Here is a 15,703-nt window from a genome sequence, read left to right as displayed (position 1 = left end):
CGTGGGGCGCCGCCGTGAACCGGCGCTCCACTCATCTCTCGCGGACCCCGAAGGACCCCCGCAGGAGTTGGCACCGTTTCGGGCGGAACCCGATGGTTGCCCCGGCGTCAAAGGGCCTAATCCCTCAGCCGGTCTTGATGAGTGTCTTTAAACTGAGGAAACCAGCCGCGATCGTCAAGGGGGAAAAATCGTGCCGACCGTGGCGGTAATGGCGCGGCGACGGGGTCAAGGTCATCCATCAGACGCCCTCAACGAAAAATTCATGCTGACAGGGTTGACGTATCGCCGTCACCCGGCCCACCCTTAGGCCATCGCAACCGGATCCCAGCCTGTGCAGCAGCGCTCGATCATCGCCGGCCTTTCGTCCCTCTCGCTCATCGGCGCGGGGCGTTTCGGCATGATTACCACCGGAACCGGAACCACCATCACCACCATGCCCAGACGGGCGGGACGAGTTTAGCGCGCACCTGAAGACGCCGCACAAACCCGAACCCCGCCCGGTCCGCCGAGCGGGGTTTTTCATTTCACCCCATCCCCACCGCCCGAAAGCTCACACCATGCCCGCCCTCGCCGTCGTCGAAGCCGACAAACGATCCAGTGAAAAGCCGCTCAGCCCCACCGCCTTCGCCTTCGCCGGGCAGGAGACGGTGGTGATGAAGTTCGGCAGCTCCATCCTGCGCGGCCACGCCGAGAGCGCCCTGGTCGCCTCGGCCGTCTACGCCCAGGTGCGGCAGGGCAAGAAGGTCGTGGCGGTGGTGTCTGCCTTTTCGGGCGACACCGACCGGATGCTGGCCGACGCGCGCGGACTGGGCCTCGCCCATTCCAACGACCTGCTGCCCGGCTATGTGGCGCTGGGGGAAGAGCAGGCCGCGGCCCTGGTGGCCATCGCCTGCGACCGCGTCGGGCTGGACGCCTGCGCCCTGTCGGTGCGCGAACTCGGCATCGTCGCCGAGGGTCCGGCCGAGCACGCCCGCCCCTGCGGCCTTCGGCCCGATCACCTGAAGCAGGCGCTGGACCGGCATCAGGCGGTGATCGTGCCCGGCTTCGGCGCCATCCGCCCGGACGGCAAGGTCGCCCTGCTGGGTCGCGGCGGCTCGGACCTGACGGCCGTGTTCCTGGCGGCCGAGCTGGGCCTGTCGTCGGTGCGGCTGGTGAAGGACGTCGACGGGCTCTACGACCACGATCCCAACGACCAGACGGCCCCGGCCCTGCGCTATCGCCGTGCGTCCTGGGACGTGGCGCGCCGCCTCGGCGGCTCGCTGGTGCAGCGTGACGCCATCGATCTGGGCGAACAGCGAGGGGTGGAGATCGAGGTCGCGGCGCTGGACCGGGTCGATTCGACCGTCATCGGCCGTCGTTCGGCGCCTCCCGGCCCGGCGCCGCGTCTTCAACCGCTGAAGGTGGCGGTGGCAGGGTGCGGCGTGGTCGGCGGCGGGGTGCTGACGCGCCTGCTGGTCGATCCGCGCTATCAGGTGGTAGGCGTGCTGGTGCGCGATCCTTCCAAGCCGCGCGACATCGATTGCCCCGCCGATCTGTTTACGGACGATCGCGAGGCCCTGCTGGCCCGCAAGCCCGACATCGTGCTGGAAGCCATGAGCGAGGGCGAGGCCGGGCACGCCCTGATCCGCGCCGCCCTGGAAGCCGGCTGCGACGTGGCCAGCGCCAACAAGCAGGCCGTCAGCCGCGATCCGTCGGGCCTCGAGGCCCTCGCGGACGCCCATGGCCGGCGCCTTTACTGGTCGGCTTCCGTCGGCGGCGGCGCGCCGATGATCGAGACGATGCGCGCGGCGCGTCAGGCCGGTCAGGTCGTGGCCTTCGAGGCGGTGCTGAACGGCACGGTGAACTTCATGCTGGAACGTCTGGGCGAAGGCGCCGCCTTCCCCGAGGCCCTGGCCGACGCCCGCGCCGCCGGCTTCGCCGAGGAGGATCCTTCGGCCGATCTGGAAGGCCTGGACGCGGCCGCCAAGGTGCGCCTGCTGTCCTACGAAGCTTTCGGCCGCTCGCCGGAGCTTGCCGCCGTGTCACGCGACCACCTGTCGGAAACGACCGACGCCAGTCCGGCCGTCCGCCAGATCGGCGCCTGCCGCCGCCTCGAGAACGGCGAGCTGGACGCCTCCGTCTCGCTGACGGACCAGGACGACGCCCTGTTCCTGGAGCTGCGGGGCGAGGGCAATGCGCTGAAGGTCTACGGGGCCGACGGCCGGGTCTGGCGCTGCAAGGGGCGCGGCGCCGGTCGCTGGGCGACGACGGAGAGCCTGATGGCCGATCTCGGCGAGATCGTCCGTGCACGGCGCGCCGAAGCCGGCCTGACCTGATCGGACCCCCGCCGTGGCTGTCTTCACTCCCGTATCAAACGCCCAGGCCGAGGCCTTTCTGGAGGGCTATGACGTCGGCGACCTGATGGCGCTGTCGCCCATCGCCGAGGGGGTGGAGAACACCAACTACCGTATGGAGACCGACCGTGGCCGTTTCGTCCTGACCCTGTTCGAGGGGCGGACGGACGCGGCGTCCCTGCCCTTCTGCCTGGGCCTCACCGACTGGCTGGCGCTGAAGGGTTTTCCGGCCCCACAGCCGATCCCGGATCGCGAGGGCGGCTGGATCGGAACGCTGAACGGGCGCTCGGCCTCGGTCATCGAGTGGCGCGAGGGGGCGTGGCTGCGCGCGCCGTCGCCGGCCGACCAGACGGCGGCAGGCGCTGTGCTGGCGCGGCTGCATCAGGCCGGTCAGGGCTTTGGACGCACGCGCGAGAACCCCGTGGGGCCAGCGATGTGGCGGCGGCTGGCCGACCGCTGCGCGGCGGGCGCGTCGGGCGTCGATCGCGTGCTGCTGGATCAGGTCGAGGCAGGGCTGAAGCGGCTGGGTGATCCGTTCAAGGACGACCTTCCCTCTGGTCCCATCCACGCCGACTATTTTCCCGATAACATCCTGTTCGACCAGGGCGCCGTGTCAGGGGTGATCGATTTCTATTTCGCCTGCAACGGCGCCTATGCCTACGACCTGGCCATCGCCCTGTCGGCCTGGGGCTTCGACGGCGAAGGCCGGCCGGATGAGACGGCCCTCGCCGCCTTCCAGCGCGGCTATGAGGCTGTCCGCCCGCTGTCGCCGCTTGAGCGCGAAGCCCTGCCGCGCCTGGGCGAAGCCGCCGCCCTGCGCTTCACCCTGACCCGCCTGCACGACCGCGTTTTCCACGACCCATCCAAGCTGGTCACGCCCAAGGACCCGGCCGCCTTCCTGCGCCGCCTGGACTATTGGCGCAGCGTCTCGGTGAACTGAGGCGCGCACCTGACGTCGTCATCCCCGGACTTGATCCAAGGCTGACGAAGCAGGGGCCTAGCGGGGTCCGAACGGCACGACGTGATTGTCGGCGTCATGGCCGATCCGGGCGCGGCCGAGGTAGGGGATGCCGCTGCGCTGGCACCAGTAACGGATGATCTCCTCGGGGGTCAGGCCGAAGTCAGGGTCGTTCTCGACCACGGCGGTGACGCTGCCCAGACGGATGCCGGCCAACCGCTTCATCGAGGCCTGGCTGGTCAGGTGGAACATCATCCGGTCGATCCGGTACAGCGGCTCCGACACCTCCTCCAGCATCAGGACGTGGCCGGTCAGGTCGGGCTCCAGCGGGGTGCCGACGACCTGGTCAATGATCGACAGGTTGAAGGCGACGGCCGGGCGCGCGTCCTCGGCCAGGCTCGGCTCCAGCGAAGTCGCATCGCCGTCCCTCAGCCAGTTCAGCGCCCGCCACGCGGTCGCGTCCGATCGCAGCGCGTCCGACGCCATCGGCCCGTGCGCCACGTGCGGGAACCCGGCCTTGTAGAACAACGCCAGCAGGCTGCCGACGTCGGAATAGCCGAGATAGCGCTTCTTGCGCGCCACGGCGGTCAGGCGCGGCAGCACCGCCTCGGCGATGCGGTTGGAGCCGTAGCCGCCGCGCGCGAACCAGACGGCGTCCAGCCGCGGATCGTTGGCGAACTCGACCAGGGCGTTGGCGCGGCTGGCGTCGTCGCCGGCGAAATGGCCGTGCTTGGAATAGACCGAGGGGTGGAAGACGATCTGTATCTCGCCGTCCGGGACGTTTTGCGCGAACCACGCCTCGATCGCCGCCCCGCGCTCGGGGTCGAAGCGGGAGCTGGCGGCGACGACGCCGATCTTGAAGTGGTTGGCGATCATGATCCCCTTCGCGTCGGAAAATTGCCGTCAGCACTGGCGGATCGACGCGAAGCCTTGTTCTAAGGCGGGATGAGCACCGACGCATCCTACTTCTTCTGCGGCATCGGCGGGTCCGGCATGTTGCCGCTGGCCATGATCGTGCAGGCGCGCGGCGGGCGGATCGAGGGGTCGGACCGGGCGCTGGACCAGGGGCGGACGCCGGAGAAGTTCGACTGGCTGCGCGGCCAAGGCGTGACGCTCCATCCGCAGGACGGGTCGGGCGTGACGCGGGCTGCGCAGATCGTGGTCGCCACCGGCGCGGTTGAGGACACGGTGCCCGACATCGGCGCCGCGCGGCGCGCGGGCGCGACGATCAAGACGCGGCCCCAACTTCTGAGCGAGCTGTTCAACGGCGCCGAGGTGTCGGTGGGCGTCGCGGGCACCTCGGGCAAATCGACCATCACCGGCATGATCGCCTGGATCCTGCACAGGGCCGGACGACGGCCGACGGTCATGAACGGCGCGGTGATGAAGAACTTCGCCGGCCCGGACCAGCCGTTCGCCAGCGCGCTGGTCGGCGGCGCAGACCTGTTCGTGGCCGAGGTGGACGAAAGCGACGGCTCCATCGCCCGCTATGATCCGACGGTGGCCGTGGTCTCCAACATCTCGCTGGATCACAAGTCGATGGAGGAGCTGCGCGACCTGTTCGGCGGCTTCACCGGGCGGGCCGAAACGGCGGTGCTGAACCTGGACAACGTCGAGACGGCGGCGCTGGCGCAGACCCTGCCGGCGGGCAAGGCGGTGACGTTCGCGCTGGGCGAGGAGGCGGCGGACCTTTCGGCCCACGCCATCGAGCCCCTGCCCGGCGGCGTGCGGTTCGAACTGGTCACGCGCGACGGCCTGCGCCGCGCGGTGACCCTGAAGACGCCCGGCGCGCACAATGTCGCCAACGCCCTGGCGGCCATCGGCGCCGTCGGCGCCCTGGGCGTGCCGGCGGATGCGGCGGCCGAGGCGCTGGAGAGCTTCGCCGGCATCCGGCGGCGACTGGAGACGGTGGGCGAGGCCGCGGGCGTCACGGTCATCGACGACTTCGGGCACAACCCGGACAAGATCGCCGCCACGCTGAAGACCCTGCACGCCTATCCGGGGCGGCTGCTGATCCTATTCCAGCCGCACGGGTTCGGGCCGCTGAAGCTCATGAAGCACGAGTTCATCGACGGCTTCGCGGGATTGATGCGCGAGGACGACGTTCTGCTGATGCCGGAGCCGGTCTATTTCGGCGGCACGACCGACCGCAGCGTGGGGTCGCAGGACATCGCGGCCGGCGTCCGGGCGGCGGGGCGCAATGCCGAAGCGCTGAGCGATCGGGCCGCCTGTGGCGATCGACTGCTGGAGCTGGCCCAGCCGGGCGACCGGATTGTCGTCATGGGCGCGCGTGACGACACCCTGTCCGTCTTCGCCGCCGATCTGCTGGACAGCCTGTCGCGGCGCTGAACCTCGGCCGTATCGGTCCGTTAGGAAGCTGATGTTCCAGGATGCCCAGCCGCCCCCGCCCGCCCAGTTGTCCGACGTGGTGGTGAGCGCCGCGCGCCTGCCGCCCGCCGAGGCGCAGGCCGCCTTCTCCGTCATCCGCCTGGGCCGCGAGGATCTGGACCGGTCGCAGCGGCTGGACGAGGCGCTGCAGGAGATCCCAGCCGTCAGCCTGTTTCGCCGGACCACCAGCCTGGCGGCCAATCCGACGACGCAGGGGATCAGCCTCAGGGCCATCGCGCCGTCCGGGGCGGGGCGGACCCTGGTCCTGCTGGACGGGGTTCCGATCAACGATCCCTTCGGCGGCTGGGTGATCTGGTCCCAGGCCTCGCCGGAGAGCCTGGACGGGTTGGATGTGGTGCGCGGGGCCGGGTCGGGACCGTACGGGGCCGGCGCCCTGACCGGGACCATCACTCTGCGTGAACGCGACGGCGGTGCCATGCTGAACGCCTCGGCGGCTGAGCGCGGCGGGGCGCGCGTCGCAGGGTCGGGCACGGCGCGGATCGGCGCCTTCGCCCTGACGGCGTCGGGCCTTTATGAGACCTCGGGCGGTTACGTCCCCGTGCGCGGCGCGGCGGCGGGCGCGGCCGATACGCCGCTGGACCTGGACGCCCGCAGCGCGGCCCTGCGCGCCGATGCGCCCCTAAACACGCCACTGGGCGACGCCAACCTGTCGCTGCGCGCAGCGGCGTGGGAGGAGGACCGTGGGTCGGGCTTCGCGGGCGCCCGCGCCAATGCGAGCGGCCACAGCCTGAGCGCCACAGCGGCCCGGGCGCCGACCGACGGCGGATACGGCTGGCGCCTGCAGGCCTGGCGGATCGAGAGCGATCTGGCCAACAGTTCGGCCGCCGTCGCCGCCGACCGCGCCACCACCACGCCCGCCAACGACCAGTTCAAGACGCCGGCGACCGGCTGGGGCCTGAACGCCGCCCTGCGCCGCCGCACCGCCGACGTCATGGGCGGACGGCTGGAATGGGAACTCGGCGCCGACGCCCGCTTCAACGAGGGCGAGACCAACGAGCGCTTCCGCTACATGGCCGGCGCCTTCACGCGCGGCCGGCAGGCGGGCGGCGAGACCAGCGTCGCGGGCGGCTACGTCGACGGCTCGTGGAGCGCCGGGCCGTGGCTGGTCGCCGGGGGCGCACGCTATGACCGTTGGAAAAACACCAGCGGCTTCCGTTACGAGACCGATCTGGCCACGGGCGCGGCGACGCTGGACGAGACCGACCCGGACCGGTCTGGCGAGGTTTTCAGCGCGCGGCTGGCGGCGCGGCGAGCTATCGGCGACGGCTACGCGGTGCGTGCCGCGGCCTATTCCGGCTTTCGCCCGGCGACCCTGAACGAGCTGCACCGGCCCTTCCGCGTCGGCAACGATCTGACCGAGGCCAATGCGGCGCTGGAGCCCGAGCGACTGAAGGGCGTCGAGGCGGGACTGGCCTTTGATCGCGGGGCGGTCCGCTGGGGCGCGACCGTGTTCTGGAACGCCATCGACGACGCCATCGTGAACGTCACCATCGGCGAGGGCCCGGCGACCTTCCCGCGCGCGGGCTTTGTTCCGGCCGGCGGCGTCCTGCGCCAGCGTCAGAATGCGGGGACCATCAAGGCGGTGGGCGTGGAGGTCGACGGCGCCGTCGAAGCCGGCGACCGACTGACCCTGCGCGCCGCCGCCAGCTGGACCGACGCGGACATCGACGGCGGATCGGCCGCGCCGCAGCTGACGGGTCTGCGTCCCGCCCAGGCCCCGCGCTGGAGCGCCACCGCCGGCGCCGACTGGCGCGCCACCGAGCGCCTGACCCTCGGCGTCGCCGCCCGCTATGAGAGCGACCGCTTCGAGGACGATCTGAACAGCCGGGTGCTGGAGGCCGCCGTCGCCGTGGACGCCCGCGCCGACTGGGCCGTGCGCGAGGGCCTCGGCCTCTGGCTGGCGGCGGAGAACCTGCTCGATGCAAACGTGCAGGTCGCCGAGACCGGCACGGGGGTCGAGAGCCTCGGCCCGCCGCGAACCGTCATGGTAGGACTGACATTGTCGAGGTGACCCGAGGTTGCAATCTCAGGTTGTTAACCTGAGTGGCGTAATGTCTGCTCATGCGCGTTCATGACCCCTCGTCCGTCCCGGATCGATCCACGGTGAGCGTCCGTCCTGTCCATCAGGGCGACTACGCCGACGTCAACGCCCTGCACCGCGCGGTGTGGTGGCCGGAGCGGTCGAGCGCGGGCTGGCGCTGGCTGGAGGACAACCCGGCCCGCCAGGCGCTGGACGCCCCGGTCGGCTACGTCGTTCAGGATCGGGACGGCGTCGCCCGCGCCTTCGTCGGCAACATGATCCAGCGCTTCTGGCAAGACGGGCGCGAATACTTCGGGGCGCAGGGTTTCTCCATCGTCGTGCCCCCGGAACTGGCCGGATGCAGCCGGGGTCTGATCCGGTCGGTGTGTCGGCAGGACGGCGTATTCAGCGTCTTCACCTTCAACGCCAATCCGGCCTCGGCGCGGCTGTATCCTCGCTTCGATCTGAAGCCATTTCCCGACACCCACGCCCTGAAGCTGTCGTGGGTGATCGATCCCCTGGCCTGCCTGACCGGACGGGTGCTGCGGGGCCTGGTCAAGCGGGCGCCGGGGCTGGCCCGGCCGCTGGGCGAACGGCTGATGAGCCCGCGTCTGGGTGACGTCGATGGCCTGAAGCTGCCCGACTGGATCGAGGTGGTGACGGACCTGTCCGACGGTTCGGACTACGGCCGGTTCTGGGACACGCTGAAGGCCGAAGGGCGGATGGTGGCGGACCGCAGCCCCGAGGCGATGCGCTGGCGCGTGTCGGACCCCGACCAGACGCTGGCGCCCCTGCTGCTTGCCTATCGACGCGACGGACGGATCATCGGCTACGCCTATGCCCAGATCGGCAAGGGCAATGCGATCGAGCCGCCGTTCTTGGAGATCATCGACCTGATCGCGTTGGAGGGCGAGCGCGACGCCGTCTTCGCCCTCGCGCGGACCCTGCTGGACAACGCCCAGGCGCTGGCCGTCGCCAAGGTGCGGCTGCAGGTGGTCAACCCGGAACTGCTGGAGGCCCTAGGGCCCCTGGTGCGGACGGCGCGGCGCGAGGGCGGCTGGGGCCACTGCCACGCCTGGTTCGACCCGGACGGTCCGGGCGGCGACCAATGGGCGCCGACCCCCTTCGACGGCGACTACAGCTTCTGCACACGGCCCGCGCCGCTGCGGACGGCGGGCCGCACCGCCGGCCAGCGCGTCCCGGCCCCGCAGACCGAGGGCAAGAACGAAGGCCGGGTGGCCAAGGCCTAGCGGGTCGCCACCTCGGCCAGCACCACGTCGCCTTCCAGCATCGGCAGAATCAGCACGCCCTTGCCGTCGGCGCCGATCGTGACCGCGTGCATCACGGCCTCATCGTCAGACAAGGCGTTGAGGGCGGCGATTTGCTCGGCGGTCAGCTTCTCCGGGCGGCCCATCTCCAGATAGGCGGTGTAGGCGTCGTTGTTGCGGAAGCCGACGCGGCGGACCATCACCTGATGCGCGCCCGGCGTCAGGCCGGCGAAGGCGATCTGGACCGGGGCGGCCTCGGCGGCGGGGCGGACGCGGCGGAAGAAGGGACGGTTGCTGACGTCCTGTTCGGGCGGGCCGCTGAAGCTCCAGGCCAGGACCTGCAGCGTATCGCCGTCGCGCGCCACGATGGACTGGCCGTCGCCGCTGGGCAGTTCGGCGTCGCCCAGGGCGTTCAGGTATTTGTAGGCGAACCAGCTGGGTTTGCGGATCCCGTCCGGTGTCATCAGGCCGAAGCCGCCATCGAACGCGCGGGTCTGGGGGCCGGGCTCCTCGAACAGGTCCGAGTAGGTCCAGTAGCTCATCCCCTGCACCACGCCTTCGACCTGGTGAAGCTTCTCGATGATGTAGGCGGCGCTCATGTAGTCGTCGTGCACCGGGTCGCGCGGATTGTAGCTGACGCTCCACTCGGTGAAGAACAGCGGCAGGCCGGGGCGGCTGGAGGCCTCGATCTCGGCCCGCACGCGGCGCACGTCGGCGACGATGGCCTTGTCGGTCTGCAGGACGCGGTTGTCGCCCTCGCCGTACTCATCCAGGAAGCCGCCCTCGACGCCGTAGGTGTGGGTGGCGATGAAGTCGATCGGCAGGTTGTTGGCGTCGGCATAGGCGATGAACTCGGGCGTCCAGGCGGCGCCCGCCGTGGCCGGGCCGCCGACGCGCAGCGCCGGGTCGATCGCCTTGATCACCCGCGCCGAGCGGCCATAGAGGTCGAAATAGGCCGCCTGGTCCGCCCGCTCCCAGAAGCCGTCCAGATTGGGCTCGTTCCAGGCCTCGAAATACCAGGTCCGAACCTCCTCGATCCCGTAACGGTCGATCAGATGGCGCACGAAGGCGTCGACCAGGCCGTCCCACTTGGCCGGGACCGGGTGGGAGGTGTTGCCCTTCCAATAGAAGATGGTCTGCTCGGACGTCTTCATGGCGTCAGGCGTGAAGCCCAGCTCCACGAACGGCTTCAGCCCCATGCCCAAGAGGCGGTCGTAGAGGTAGTCGATCCGCGTCCAGTCATAGACGGGCTTGCCGTCGACCTCGCGGTAGGTCCCCAAGTCGTCGTGGAAGATGCCGTGGAAGCGAATGTAACGGAAACCCAGCTCGTTCTGGGCGGTCTGCAGCTGGCCGAGGCTGTCGTCGCGGATCAGGGTGCCGGGATAGTCCGAACCGATCGAGAAGTCGGCCATCCGGTCGCGCGGGGTGGTCGGGGCGCCCAGGTCGGCGGTGACCACGCGCGGGGCGGGTTGAGCCAGTGCGGGTTCGGCCGCCAAGGCGATCGCCGCCACAGCCCCCGCCAGAAGGCTCCGCATCCAACCCATCGTCCGTCCCCGTTTTGTCTGACTATTGGGGAGAAGGCGTAGCGGGAGTGGCGGCGAGCGGCAAGATGGCGGCCTGCGACAAAGATCCTCCCCCGTTCTTCACGGGGGAGGGGGGCCGCTTGCGGTGGAGGGGGCGAAAGCTGGGTCGAGCGTCAGCAGCAGATGGCGCGTATGCCCTCGCCCCCTCCACCACTTCGTGATCCCCCTCCCCCGCCCAAGAGCGGTGGAGGATCCTAGCGCTCCGCCGCCCAGACGTAGCCTTCGCCCAACGGCTGGAAGCGGCCGCGGCCGGGGAAGGGGAAGTGGCCGGCGTAGACCCACTGGGTGTTCGCCAGCAGCTGGCGGCGCGTGCCGACGGCGGCGGGGCTGTCGCTGTCCCAGCCGTTCACCAGGTCGGGGCGGGCGACCGAGATGACCGAGCTGTGCAGGGCGTCGCCGATGTAGAGCAGGCGGCCGTCGCCCGAGGCGATCTGGTAGCCCGAGTGGCCCGGCGTGTGGCCCGGCAGGGGCACGGCCTTGATCGAGGGGGTGACCTGGGCGCCCGGCGCGAAGGCCTGGACCTTGGGCGTGATGGCGGCCAGCAGGGGGCCGGCGCCCTCCGCCTCCGCGGTTTGCTGGGCGAAGGCCCATTCCGGCGTGCTCATCCGGACGACAGCGTTGGGGAAGGCCAATCGGCCGTCCGCATCGACCAGACCGCCGACGTGGTCGCCATGCGCGTGGGAGATCAGGACGTCGGTGACCTGGGTCGGCTGGAAGCCGGCGGTGCGCAACGACGCGACCAGCTTGCCCTCGGTCCCCATCGCCCCGCCCGCGCCGGTGTCGATCAGCACCAGATGCTCGCCGTCCTTGATCAGCAGCGGCTGGATCGACAGGCGGATCTGGTCGGTCGGCTGGCCGCCGGCGGTCAGGGCCGCCTGAACCGCCGGGCCGTCCGTCCACGGGAACTCGGCTGCGGCGACGGGCATGACGATGTCGCCGTCCTTCAGCGACCAGGCCTGCAGCGCGCCGATGCGGAACGGGCTGACGTCAGGGCTGGCGGGCGCGGCGGCTTGGGGCGCATCAGCCGGCGCGGTCGGCGCGTCGCAGGCGGCCACGACGAAGCCGGTGACCAGAAGCGCGGTGGCAAGGCGGAAGGGGACCAGGGTCACGAGCGGGCTCCGGGGTTTTTTCGAGTGCACATCGTGCACATGTCAGAACGGGAGGGGTGAAGCGAACAGAGGAAAAACGACTCAACTCTGTTCGCTTCTCGCCCGTTTACGCGGTCGCGGCGGCGTAGAGTTCGTTCGCCTTGTTCCAGTTCACCACGGTCCAGAAGGCCTTGAGGTATTCCGGGCGGCGGTTCTGGTACTTCAGATAATAGGCGTGTTCCCACACGTCAGCGGCCAGGACGACGGCGCCCTTCTGCTCAGCCACGTCCATCAGGGGGTTGTCCTGGTTGGGGGTCGAGGTGACCTTCAGCTTGCCGTCCTGGACGATCAGCCAGGCCCAGCCCGAGCCGAACTGGCCGGCGCCGGCGGCGTTGAAATCTTCCTTGAACTTGTCCAGCCCGCCCAGGTCGCGGTCGATGGCGGCGGCCAGTTCGGCCGAGGGTTCGCCGGTTTTACCGACGGGGGCCAGCAGCTCCCAGAACAGGCTGTGGTTCCAGTGTCCGCCGCCGTTGTTGCGAACCGCCTTGGGCGCCGCGCCGATGTTGGCGAACAGCTCTTCGAGCGACTTGCCCTGCAGGGCCGGATCGGCGTCGACGGCCTTGCTCAGATTGTCGACGTAGGCCTGGTGATGCTTGTCGTGGTGGAAAGTCATCGTCTCCTGATCGATGGCGGGCTCCAGCGCGTCATAGGCGTAAGGAAGAGGCGGCAGGGTGAAGGCCATCGGCAGGCTCCTTGGTCGATCCGTTCGGGGGGCCTGATCTAGGCGCCCGTTCGCCGATCCCAAGCCCCCGCAGGAACCTTTGTTCCGTTCATGGATGGTTAGGCACGATGCCCGGGAACTTAAGGTTGCGGCCGTCGGTTCTATCTCCACACGTTGAACGCGCTTCAGGAGGAGCCGTGATGGGAGACGTTCATTCACTGGCGCCGCTGTGCGTCAACGCCCTGCAGCTGGAAGCCATCCGCCAGCAGCTGTCGGACGTGACCGATCGTCTGAGCGACGAACAGATCCTGTGTCTTGCCGACAGCCTGCACGAACAGTTGCGCGCGAGGCGGCTGGTGCGGGTCCATGCGAACAAGCGGATGGAACGGCGCCTGTGCTCCAGCGGCGGCGAAGCGTTTCCGTTCTGAGGCTTGAGGGAGCGCGGTAGCGCTCAAGGTGTCACAACGCACACGACGAGGCACGACGGCCACAACGAACGCCGCGCCCGTCGTGGCCTTTATGGTCTTCGCTGTGATCGTTGTGTGGACTGCCTTTGGCTGCCCCACCACTTTCGTCATCCTCCGGCGGAGCGAAGCGGAGACCGGGGGACCAGGCGGCGCGCGAGAGCGCGAAGCTGTTCAGCCACGACCGTTGCAAAGATCGCCTTCGGCGCCGCCTGGTCCCCCGATCAAGTCGGGGGATGACGAAAGAAAAGGTCGGTTCAACCCTCAGCCGGCAGGTTCGCCTTCAAGCAGTCCCGCACGGCGCGGCGGTGGTCGCCGGTGGTGGAGGGGAAGTCGACGCCCTCGGCCTCGAACACCGCCCGCACTGCCGCGTCCAGCCCGTTCGGCAGGGCGGCGAGAACGCGCTTCTCGCCCTTTTCGTGCAGGCAGTAGCCCAGCTCGCGGCACAGGGCGGCGAACATCTCGGTGTAGTCCGGCGTGGCGTCTGACTGGCTCATGCCGGTCCCTTAAGCCTTTCCGCGTGGAAGGCCACATGATCGGCGATGAAGCTGGCCATGAAGAAGTAGGAGTGGTCGTAGCCGGGCTGCATTCGCAGAGTCAGGGTCTGGCCCACGGCGGCGGCGGCCCCGGTCAGCAGTTCGGGCTTCAGCTGGTCCGTCAGGAAGCTGTCGGCGTCGCCCTGATCGACCAGGATGTCGTCGTAGACCCCTCGCGCCGCGCCCCCCTCAATCAGCAGGGCCGCGTCGTGTTCGGCCCAGGCGGCGCGGTCGGCGCCCAGGTAGGCGGTGAAGGCCTTTTCGCCCCAGGCACAGCGGGTCGGCGAGGATATCGGCGCGAAGGCGGAAACCGACTGGAAGAGGTCGGGATGGCGCTGGGCCAGGGTCAGCGCCCCGTGGCCGCCCATGGAGTGGCCGCTGACGCCGCGCACGCCAGTCGTCGGAAACTCTGCATCGATCAGGGCGATCAGCTCGTCCGTGACATAGGTCTCCATGCGGAAGTGCGGCGCCCACGGCGCCTGCGTCGCATCGACATAGAAGCCAGCCCCCTGCCCCAGGTCATAGGCCGGATCGTCGGCCACGCCGTCTCCGCGCGGCGAGGTGTCGGGCGCGACGATGATGACGCCGTGCTTCGCCGCCGCCTCATAGGCCCCGGCCTTGGTGGTGAAGTTGTCCTCTGTGCAGGTCAGGCCGCTGAGCCAGATGAGGACCGGAAACGGCCCCTCTCCCGGCGGCGTGAAGACCGACAGGGTCATGGGCGTGCCGGTCGCGGCGCTGTCGTGGCGCAGGTATTTCAGCACGCCGCCGTGGACGATGTGGGTCTTGGTGGTTTGCAGGGTCATGCGGTCTTCGGTCGGTGCAGGGCGCAGATCTTGTTGCCGTCCGGGTCCCGCAGATAGGCGAGGATCATCGCGCCGAAGGGGCCGGCGCGCTCGCCGGGCGGGTCCTCGATGGAGCGGCCGCCGGCGGCGACCCCGGCGTCGTGGAAGGCCTGGACCATCTGGGGCTCGCGGGCCGAGAAGCCGATCGTGCCGCCGTTGGCGTGGCAGGCGGCCTCGCCGTCCAGCGGGGTGGTAATGGCGAAGTTGCCACGCGGCGTGCGCCACCAGATGCGCCCCTTTGGGTCGGGCGTTCCGGGCTCGATGCCCAGGGCGCCGAGGGCGGCGTCATAGAATTTGCGCGACGCCTCGATGTCGTTGGCGCCCAGGACGACGTGGGTGAACATGCTCTCGCTTCCTTAGAAGACGACGACGCTGCGGATGCTCTCGCCCGCATGCATCAGGTCGAACGCTTCGTTGATGCGCTCCAGCGGCAGGGTGTGGGTGATCATCGGGTCGATCTCGATCTTGCCGTCCATGTACCAGTCGACGATCTTGGGCGTGTCGGTGCGGCCGCGGGCGCCGCCGAAGGCGCTGCCGCGCCAGACGCGGCCGGTGACCAGCTGGAACGGGCGGGTGGCGATCTCCTTGCCGGCTTCGGCCACGCCGATGATGACGCTCTCGCCCCAGCCGCGGTGGCAGGCTTCCAGCGCCTGACGCATCACCACCGTGTTGCCGGTGCAGTCGAAGGTGTAGTCGGCGCCGCCGCCGGTCATCTCGACCAGATGGGCGACCACGTCGGGGACGGTCTTCGGGTTAACGAAATGGGTCATGCCGAAGCGGCGGCCCCACTCCTCCTTCGTGTCGTTGATGTCCACGCCGATGATCATGTCGGCGCCGACCATCTTCAGACCCTGGATGACGTTCAGACCGATGCCGCCCAGGCCGAAGACCACGGCGTTGGCGCCCGGCTCGACCTTGGCGGTGTTGACCACCGCGCCCACGCCCGTCGTCACGCCGCAGCCGACGTAGCAGGCCTTCTCGAAGGGGGCGTCCTTGCGGATCTTGGCCACCGCGATCTCGGGCAGGACGGTGTAGTTCGAGAAGGTCGAGCAGCCCATGTAGTGGGCGATGGCCTGACCCTTGTAGCTGAAGCGCGAGGTGCCGTCGGGCATCAGGCCCTTGCCCTGGGTCGAGCGGATGGCAGTGCACAGGTTTGTCTTGCGGCTGAGACACGACTTACACTGGCGGCATTCCGGCGTGTAGAGCGGGATGACGTGGTCGCCGACCTGCACGCTCGTCACGCCCGGCCCGACCACGACGACGACGCCCGCGCCCTCGTGGCCCAGGATCGAGGGGAAGATGCCCTCAGAGTCCAGGCCGTCCAGCGTATAGGCGTCGGTGTGGCAGATACCGGTCGCCTTGATCTCGATCAGCACCTCGCCGGCGCGCGGGCCTTCCAGGTCGACCTCGACGATCTCCAGCGGGGTCTTGGCCTCGAAGGCGACGGCGGCGCGGGTTTTCATCGGTCGTGTCTTTCCTTA

At 69.7% G+C, this 15,703-nt stretch carries 14 protein-coding genes and 1 riboswitch; of the genes, 6 read left to right on the top strand and 8 right to left on the bottom strand.

Annotation, left to right across the window (positions count from 1 at the left end):
- Positions 1-28 precede the first annotated feature (28 nt).
- Positions 29-144: riboswitch (SAM riboswitch) on the bottom strand.
- A 413-nt stretch (positions 145-557) separates the two neighbouring features.
- Positions 558-2,315 carry a homoserine dehydrogenase gene (locus tag ASG17_RS03700; protein ID WP_056099367.1) on the top strand — a complete coding sequence of 586 codons (1,758 nt, stop codon included), beginning with the start codon at positions 558-560 and terminating at the stop codon, positions 2,313-2,315.
- Positions 2,316-2,328: 13 nt separating this feature from the next.
- Positions 2,329-3,273, top strand: coding sequence for a homoserine kinase (thrB, locus tag ASG17_RS03695; protein ID WP_056099364.1), 945 nt, complete (start codon positions 2,329-2,331; stop codon positions 3,271-3,273).
- A 57-nt stretch (positions 3,274-3,330) separates the two neighbouring features.
- Here the strand turns inward: thrB and ASG17_RS03690 are convergent, their stop codons facing one another.
- On the bottom strand, positions 3,331-4,167 hold the full coding sequence (locus ASG17_RS03690; protein WP_056099358.1) for an LD-carboxypeptidase: 837 nt from the start codon (positions 4,165-4,167) through the stop codon (positions 3,331-3,333).
- 69 nt (positions 4,168-4,236) lie between these two features.
- Here ASG17_RS03690 and murC point away from each other — a divergent pair, with 69 nt between their 5' ends.
- The 3 genes from murC to ASG17_RS03675 all read left to right on the top strand — a co-directional run bounded on the left by murC (position 4,237) and on the right by ASG17_RS03675 (position 8,970).
- A complete protein-coding gene (gene murC / locus ASG17_RS03685; RefSeq protein WP_056099355.1) occupies positions 4,237-5,640 on the top strand; it encodes a UDP-N-acetylmuramate--L-alanine ligase in 1,404 nt (467 codons plus the stop codon).
- A gap of 31 nt (positions 5,641-5,671) precedes the next feature.
- A complete protein-coding gene (locus tag ASG17_RS03680; protein WP_056099352.1) occupies positions 5,672-7,711 on the top strand; it encodes a TonB-dependent siderophore receptor in 2,040 nt (679 codons plus the stop codon).
- Positions 7,712-7,803: 92 nt separating this feature from the next.
- Entirely contained in the window at positions 7,804-8,970 is a 1,167-nt protein-coding gene (locus tag ASG17_RS03675; RefSeq protein WP_200935022.1) for an N-acetyltransferase, read from the top strand.
- Here ASG17_RS03675 and ASG17_RS03670 read toward each other — a convergent pair.
- The 3 genes from ASG17_RS03670 to ASG17_RS03660 form a co-directional block, all read right to left on the bottom strand.
- Complete coding sequence (locus ASG17_RS03670) at positions 8,967-10,523, bottom strand: beta-xylosidase (protein WP_056099344.1); 1,557 nt, start codon at positions 10,521-10,523, stop codon at positions 8,967-8,969. The two genes, ASG17_RS03675 and ASG17_RS03670, sit on opposite strands and share 4 nt — an antisense overlap.
- Positions 10,524-10,765: 242 nt before the next feature.
- Positions 10,766-11,680, bottom strand: coding sequence for an MBL fold metallo-hydrolase (locus ASG17_RS03665; RefSeq protein WP_235560351.1), 915 nt, complete (start codon positions 11,678-11,680; stop codon positions 10,766-10,768).
- Between the two features lie 106 nt (positions 11,681-11,786).
- Positions 11,787-12,401, bottom strand: a complete 615-nt coding sequence (locus ASG17_RS03660) for a superoxide dismutase (RefSeq protein ID WP_056099341.1) — start codon at positions 12,399-12,401, stop codon at positions 11,787-11,789.
- Between the two features lie 179 nt (positions 12,402-12,580).
- On the opposite strand from ASG17_RS03660, the gene ASG17_RS03655 reads away from it, so the two are divergent.
- A complete protein-coding gene (locus ASG17_RS03655) occupies positions 12,581-12,808 on the top strand; it encodes a hypothetical protein (protein ID WP_056099339.1) in 228 nt (75 codons plus the stop codon).
- A gap of 293 nt (positions 12,809-13,101) precedes the next feature.
- Here ASG17_RS03655 and ASG17_RS03650 read toward each other — a convergent pair whose 3' ends face one another.
- From ASG17_RS03650 to ASG17_RS03635, 4 genes are read right to left on the bottom strand one after another with little or no spacing between them, the layout of a single operon-like run.
- Entirely contained in the window at positions 13,102-13,341 is a 240-nt protein-coding gene (locus ASG17_RS03650) for a hypothetical protein (RefSeq protein WP_056099336.1), read from the bottom strand.
- The gene (gene fghA / locus ASG17_RS03645) at positions 13,338-14,183 is read right to left on the bottom strand and encodes an S-formylglutathione hydrolase (protein WP_056099334.1); all 846 of its coding nucleotides are present in this window, start codon (positions 14,181-14,183) and stop codon (positions 13,338-13,340) included. Before fghA ends, ASG17_RS03650 begins: the two co-directional genes overlap by 4 nt.
- Complete coding sequence (locus tag ASG17_RS03640) at positions 14,180-14,566, bottom strand: VOC family protein (RefSeq protein ID WP_056099331.1); 387 nt, start codon at positions 14,564-14,566, stop codon at positions 14,180-14,182. The genes fghA and ASG17_RS03640 overlap by 4 nt, the downstream gene beginning before the upstream one ends.
- Positions 14,567-14,578: 12 nt before the next feature.
- Positions 14,579-15,685 carry an S-(hydroxymethyl)glutathione dehydrogenase/class III alcohol dehydrogenase gene (locus ASG17_RS03635; protein WP_056099328.1) on the bottom strand — a complete coding sequence of 369 codons (1,107 nt, stop codon included), beginning with the start codon at positions 15,683-15,685 and terminating at the stop codon, positions 14,579-14,581.
- Positions 15,686-15,703: the final 18 nt, after the last annotated feature.

Source organism: Brevundimonas sp. Leaf363, from assembly GCF_001424025.1.
In the GTDB taxonomy this organism is placed as follows: domain Bacteria; phylum Pseudomonadota; class Alphaproteobacteria; order Caulobacterales; family Caulobacteraceae; genus Brevundimonas.
The sequence above is the reverse complement of the archived record's forward strand: the minus strand, read 5'-3'. Positions and strand labels throughout refer to the sequence as shown.

Bases quoted from the DNA above. Each gene is read 5' to 3' on its own strand.
- ASG17_RS03635 (WP_056099328.1), bottom strand. From the start codon at position 15,685: ATGAAAACCCGCGCCGCCGTCGCCTTCGAGGCCAAGACCCCGCTGGAG.
- ASG17_RS03650 (WP_056099336.1), bottom strand. From the start codon at position 13,341: ATGAGCCAGTCAGACGCCACGCCGGACTACACCGAGATGTTCGCCGCC.
- ASG17_RS03660 (WP_056099341.1), bottom strand. From the start codon at position 12,401: ATGGCCTTCACCCTGCCGCCTCTTCCTTACGCCTATGACGCGCTGGAG.
- fghA (WP_056099334.1), bottom strand. From the start codon at position 14,183: ATGACCCTGCAAACCACCAAGACCCACATCGTCCACGGCGGCGTGCTG.
- ASG17_RS03670 (WP_056099344.1), bottom strand. From the start codon at position 10,523: ATGCGGAGCCTTCTGGCGGGGGCTGTGGCGGCGATCGCCTTGGCGGCC.
- ASG17_RS03680 (WP_056099352.1), top strand. From the start codon at position 5,672: ATGTTCCAGGATGCCCAGCCGCCCCCGCCCGCCCAGTTGTCCGACGTG.
- ASG17_RS03655 (WP_056099339.1), top strand. From the start codon at position 12,581: ATGGGAGACGTTCATTCACTGGCGCCGCTGTGCGTCAACGCCCTGCAG.
- ASG17_RS03640 (WP_056099331.1), bottom strand. From the start codon at position 14,566: ATGTTCACCCACGTCGTCCTGGGCGCCAACGACATCGAGGCGTCGCGC.
- ASG17_RS03690 (WP_056099358.1), bottom strand. From the start codon at position 4,167: ATGATCGCCAACCACTTCAAGATCGGCGTCGTCGCCGCCAGCTCCCGC.
- ASG17_RS03700 (WP_056099367.1), top strand. From the start codon at position 558: ATGCCCGCCCTCGCCGTCGTCGAAGCCGACAAACGATCCAGTGAAAAG.
- murC (WP_056099355.1), top strand. From the start codon at position 4,237: ATGAGCACCGACGCATCCTACTTCTTCTGCGGCATCGGCGGGTCCGGC.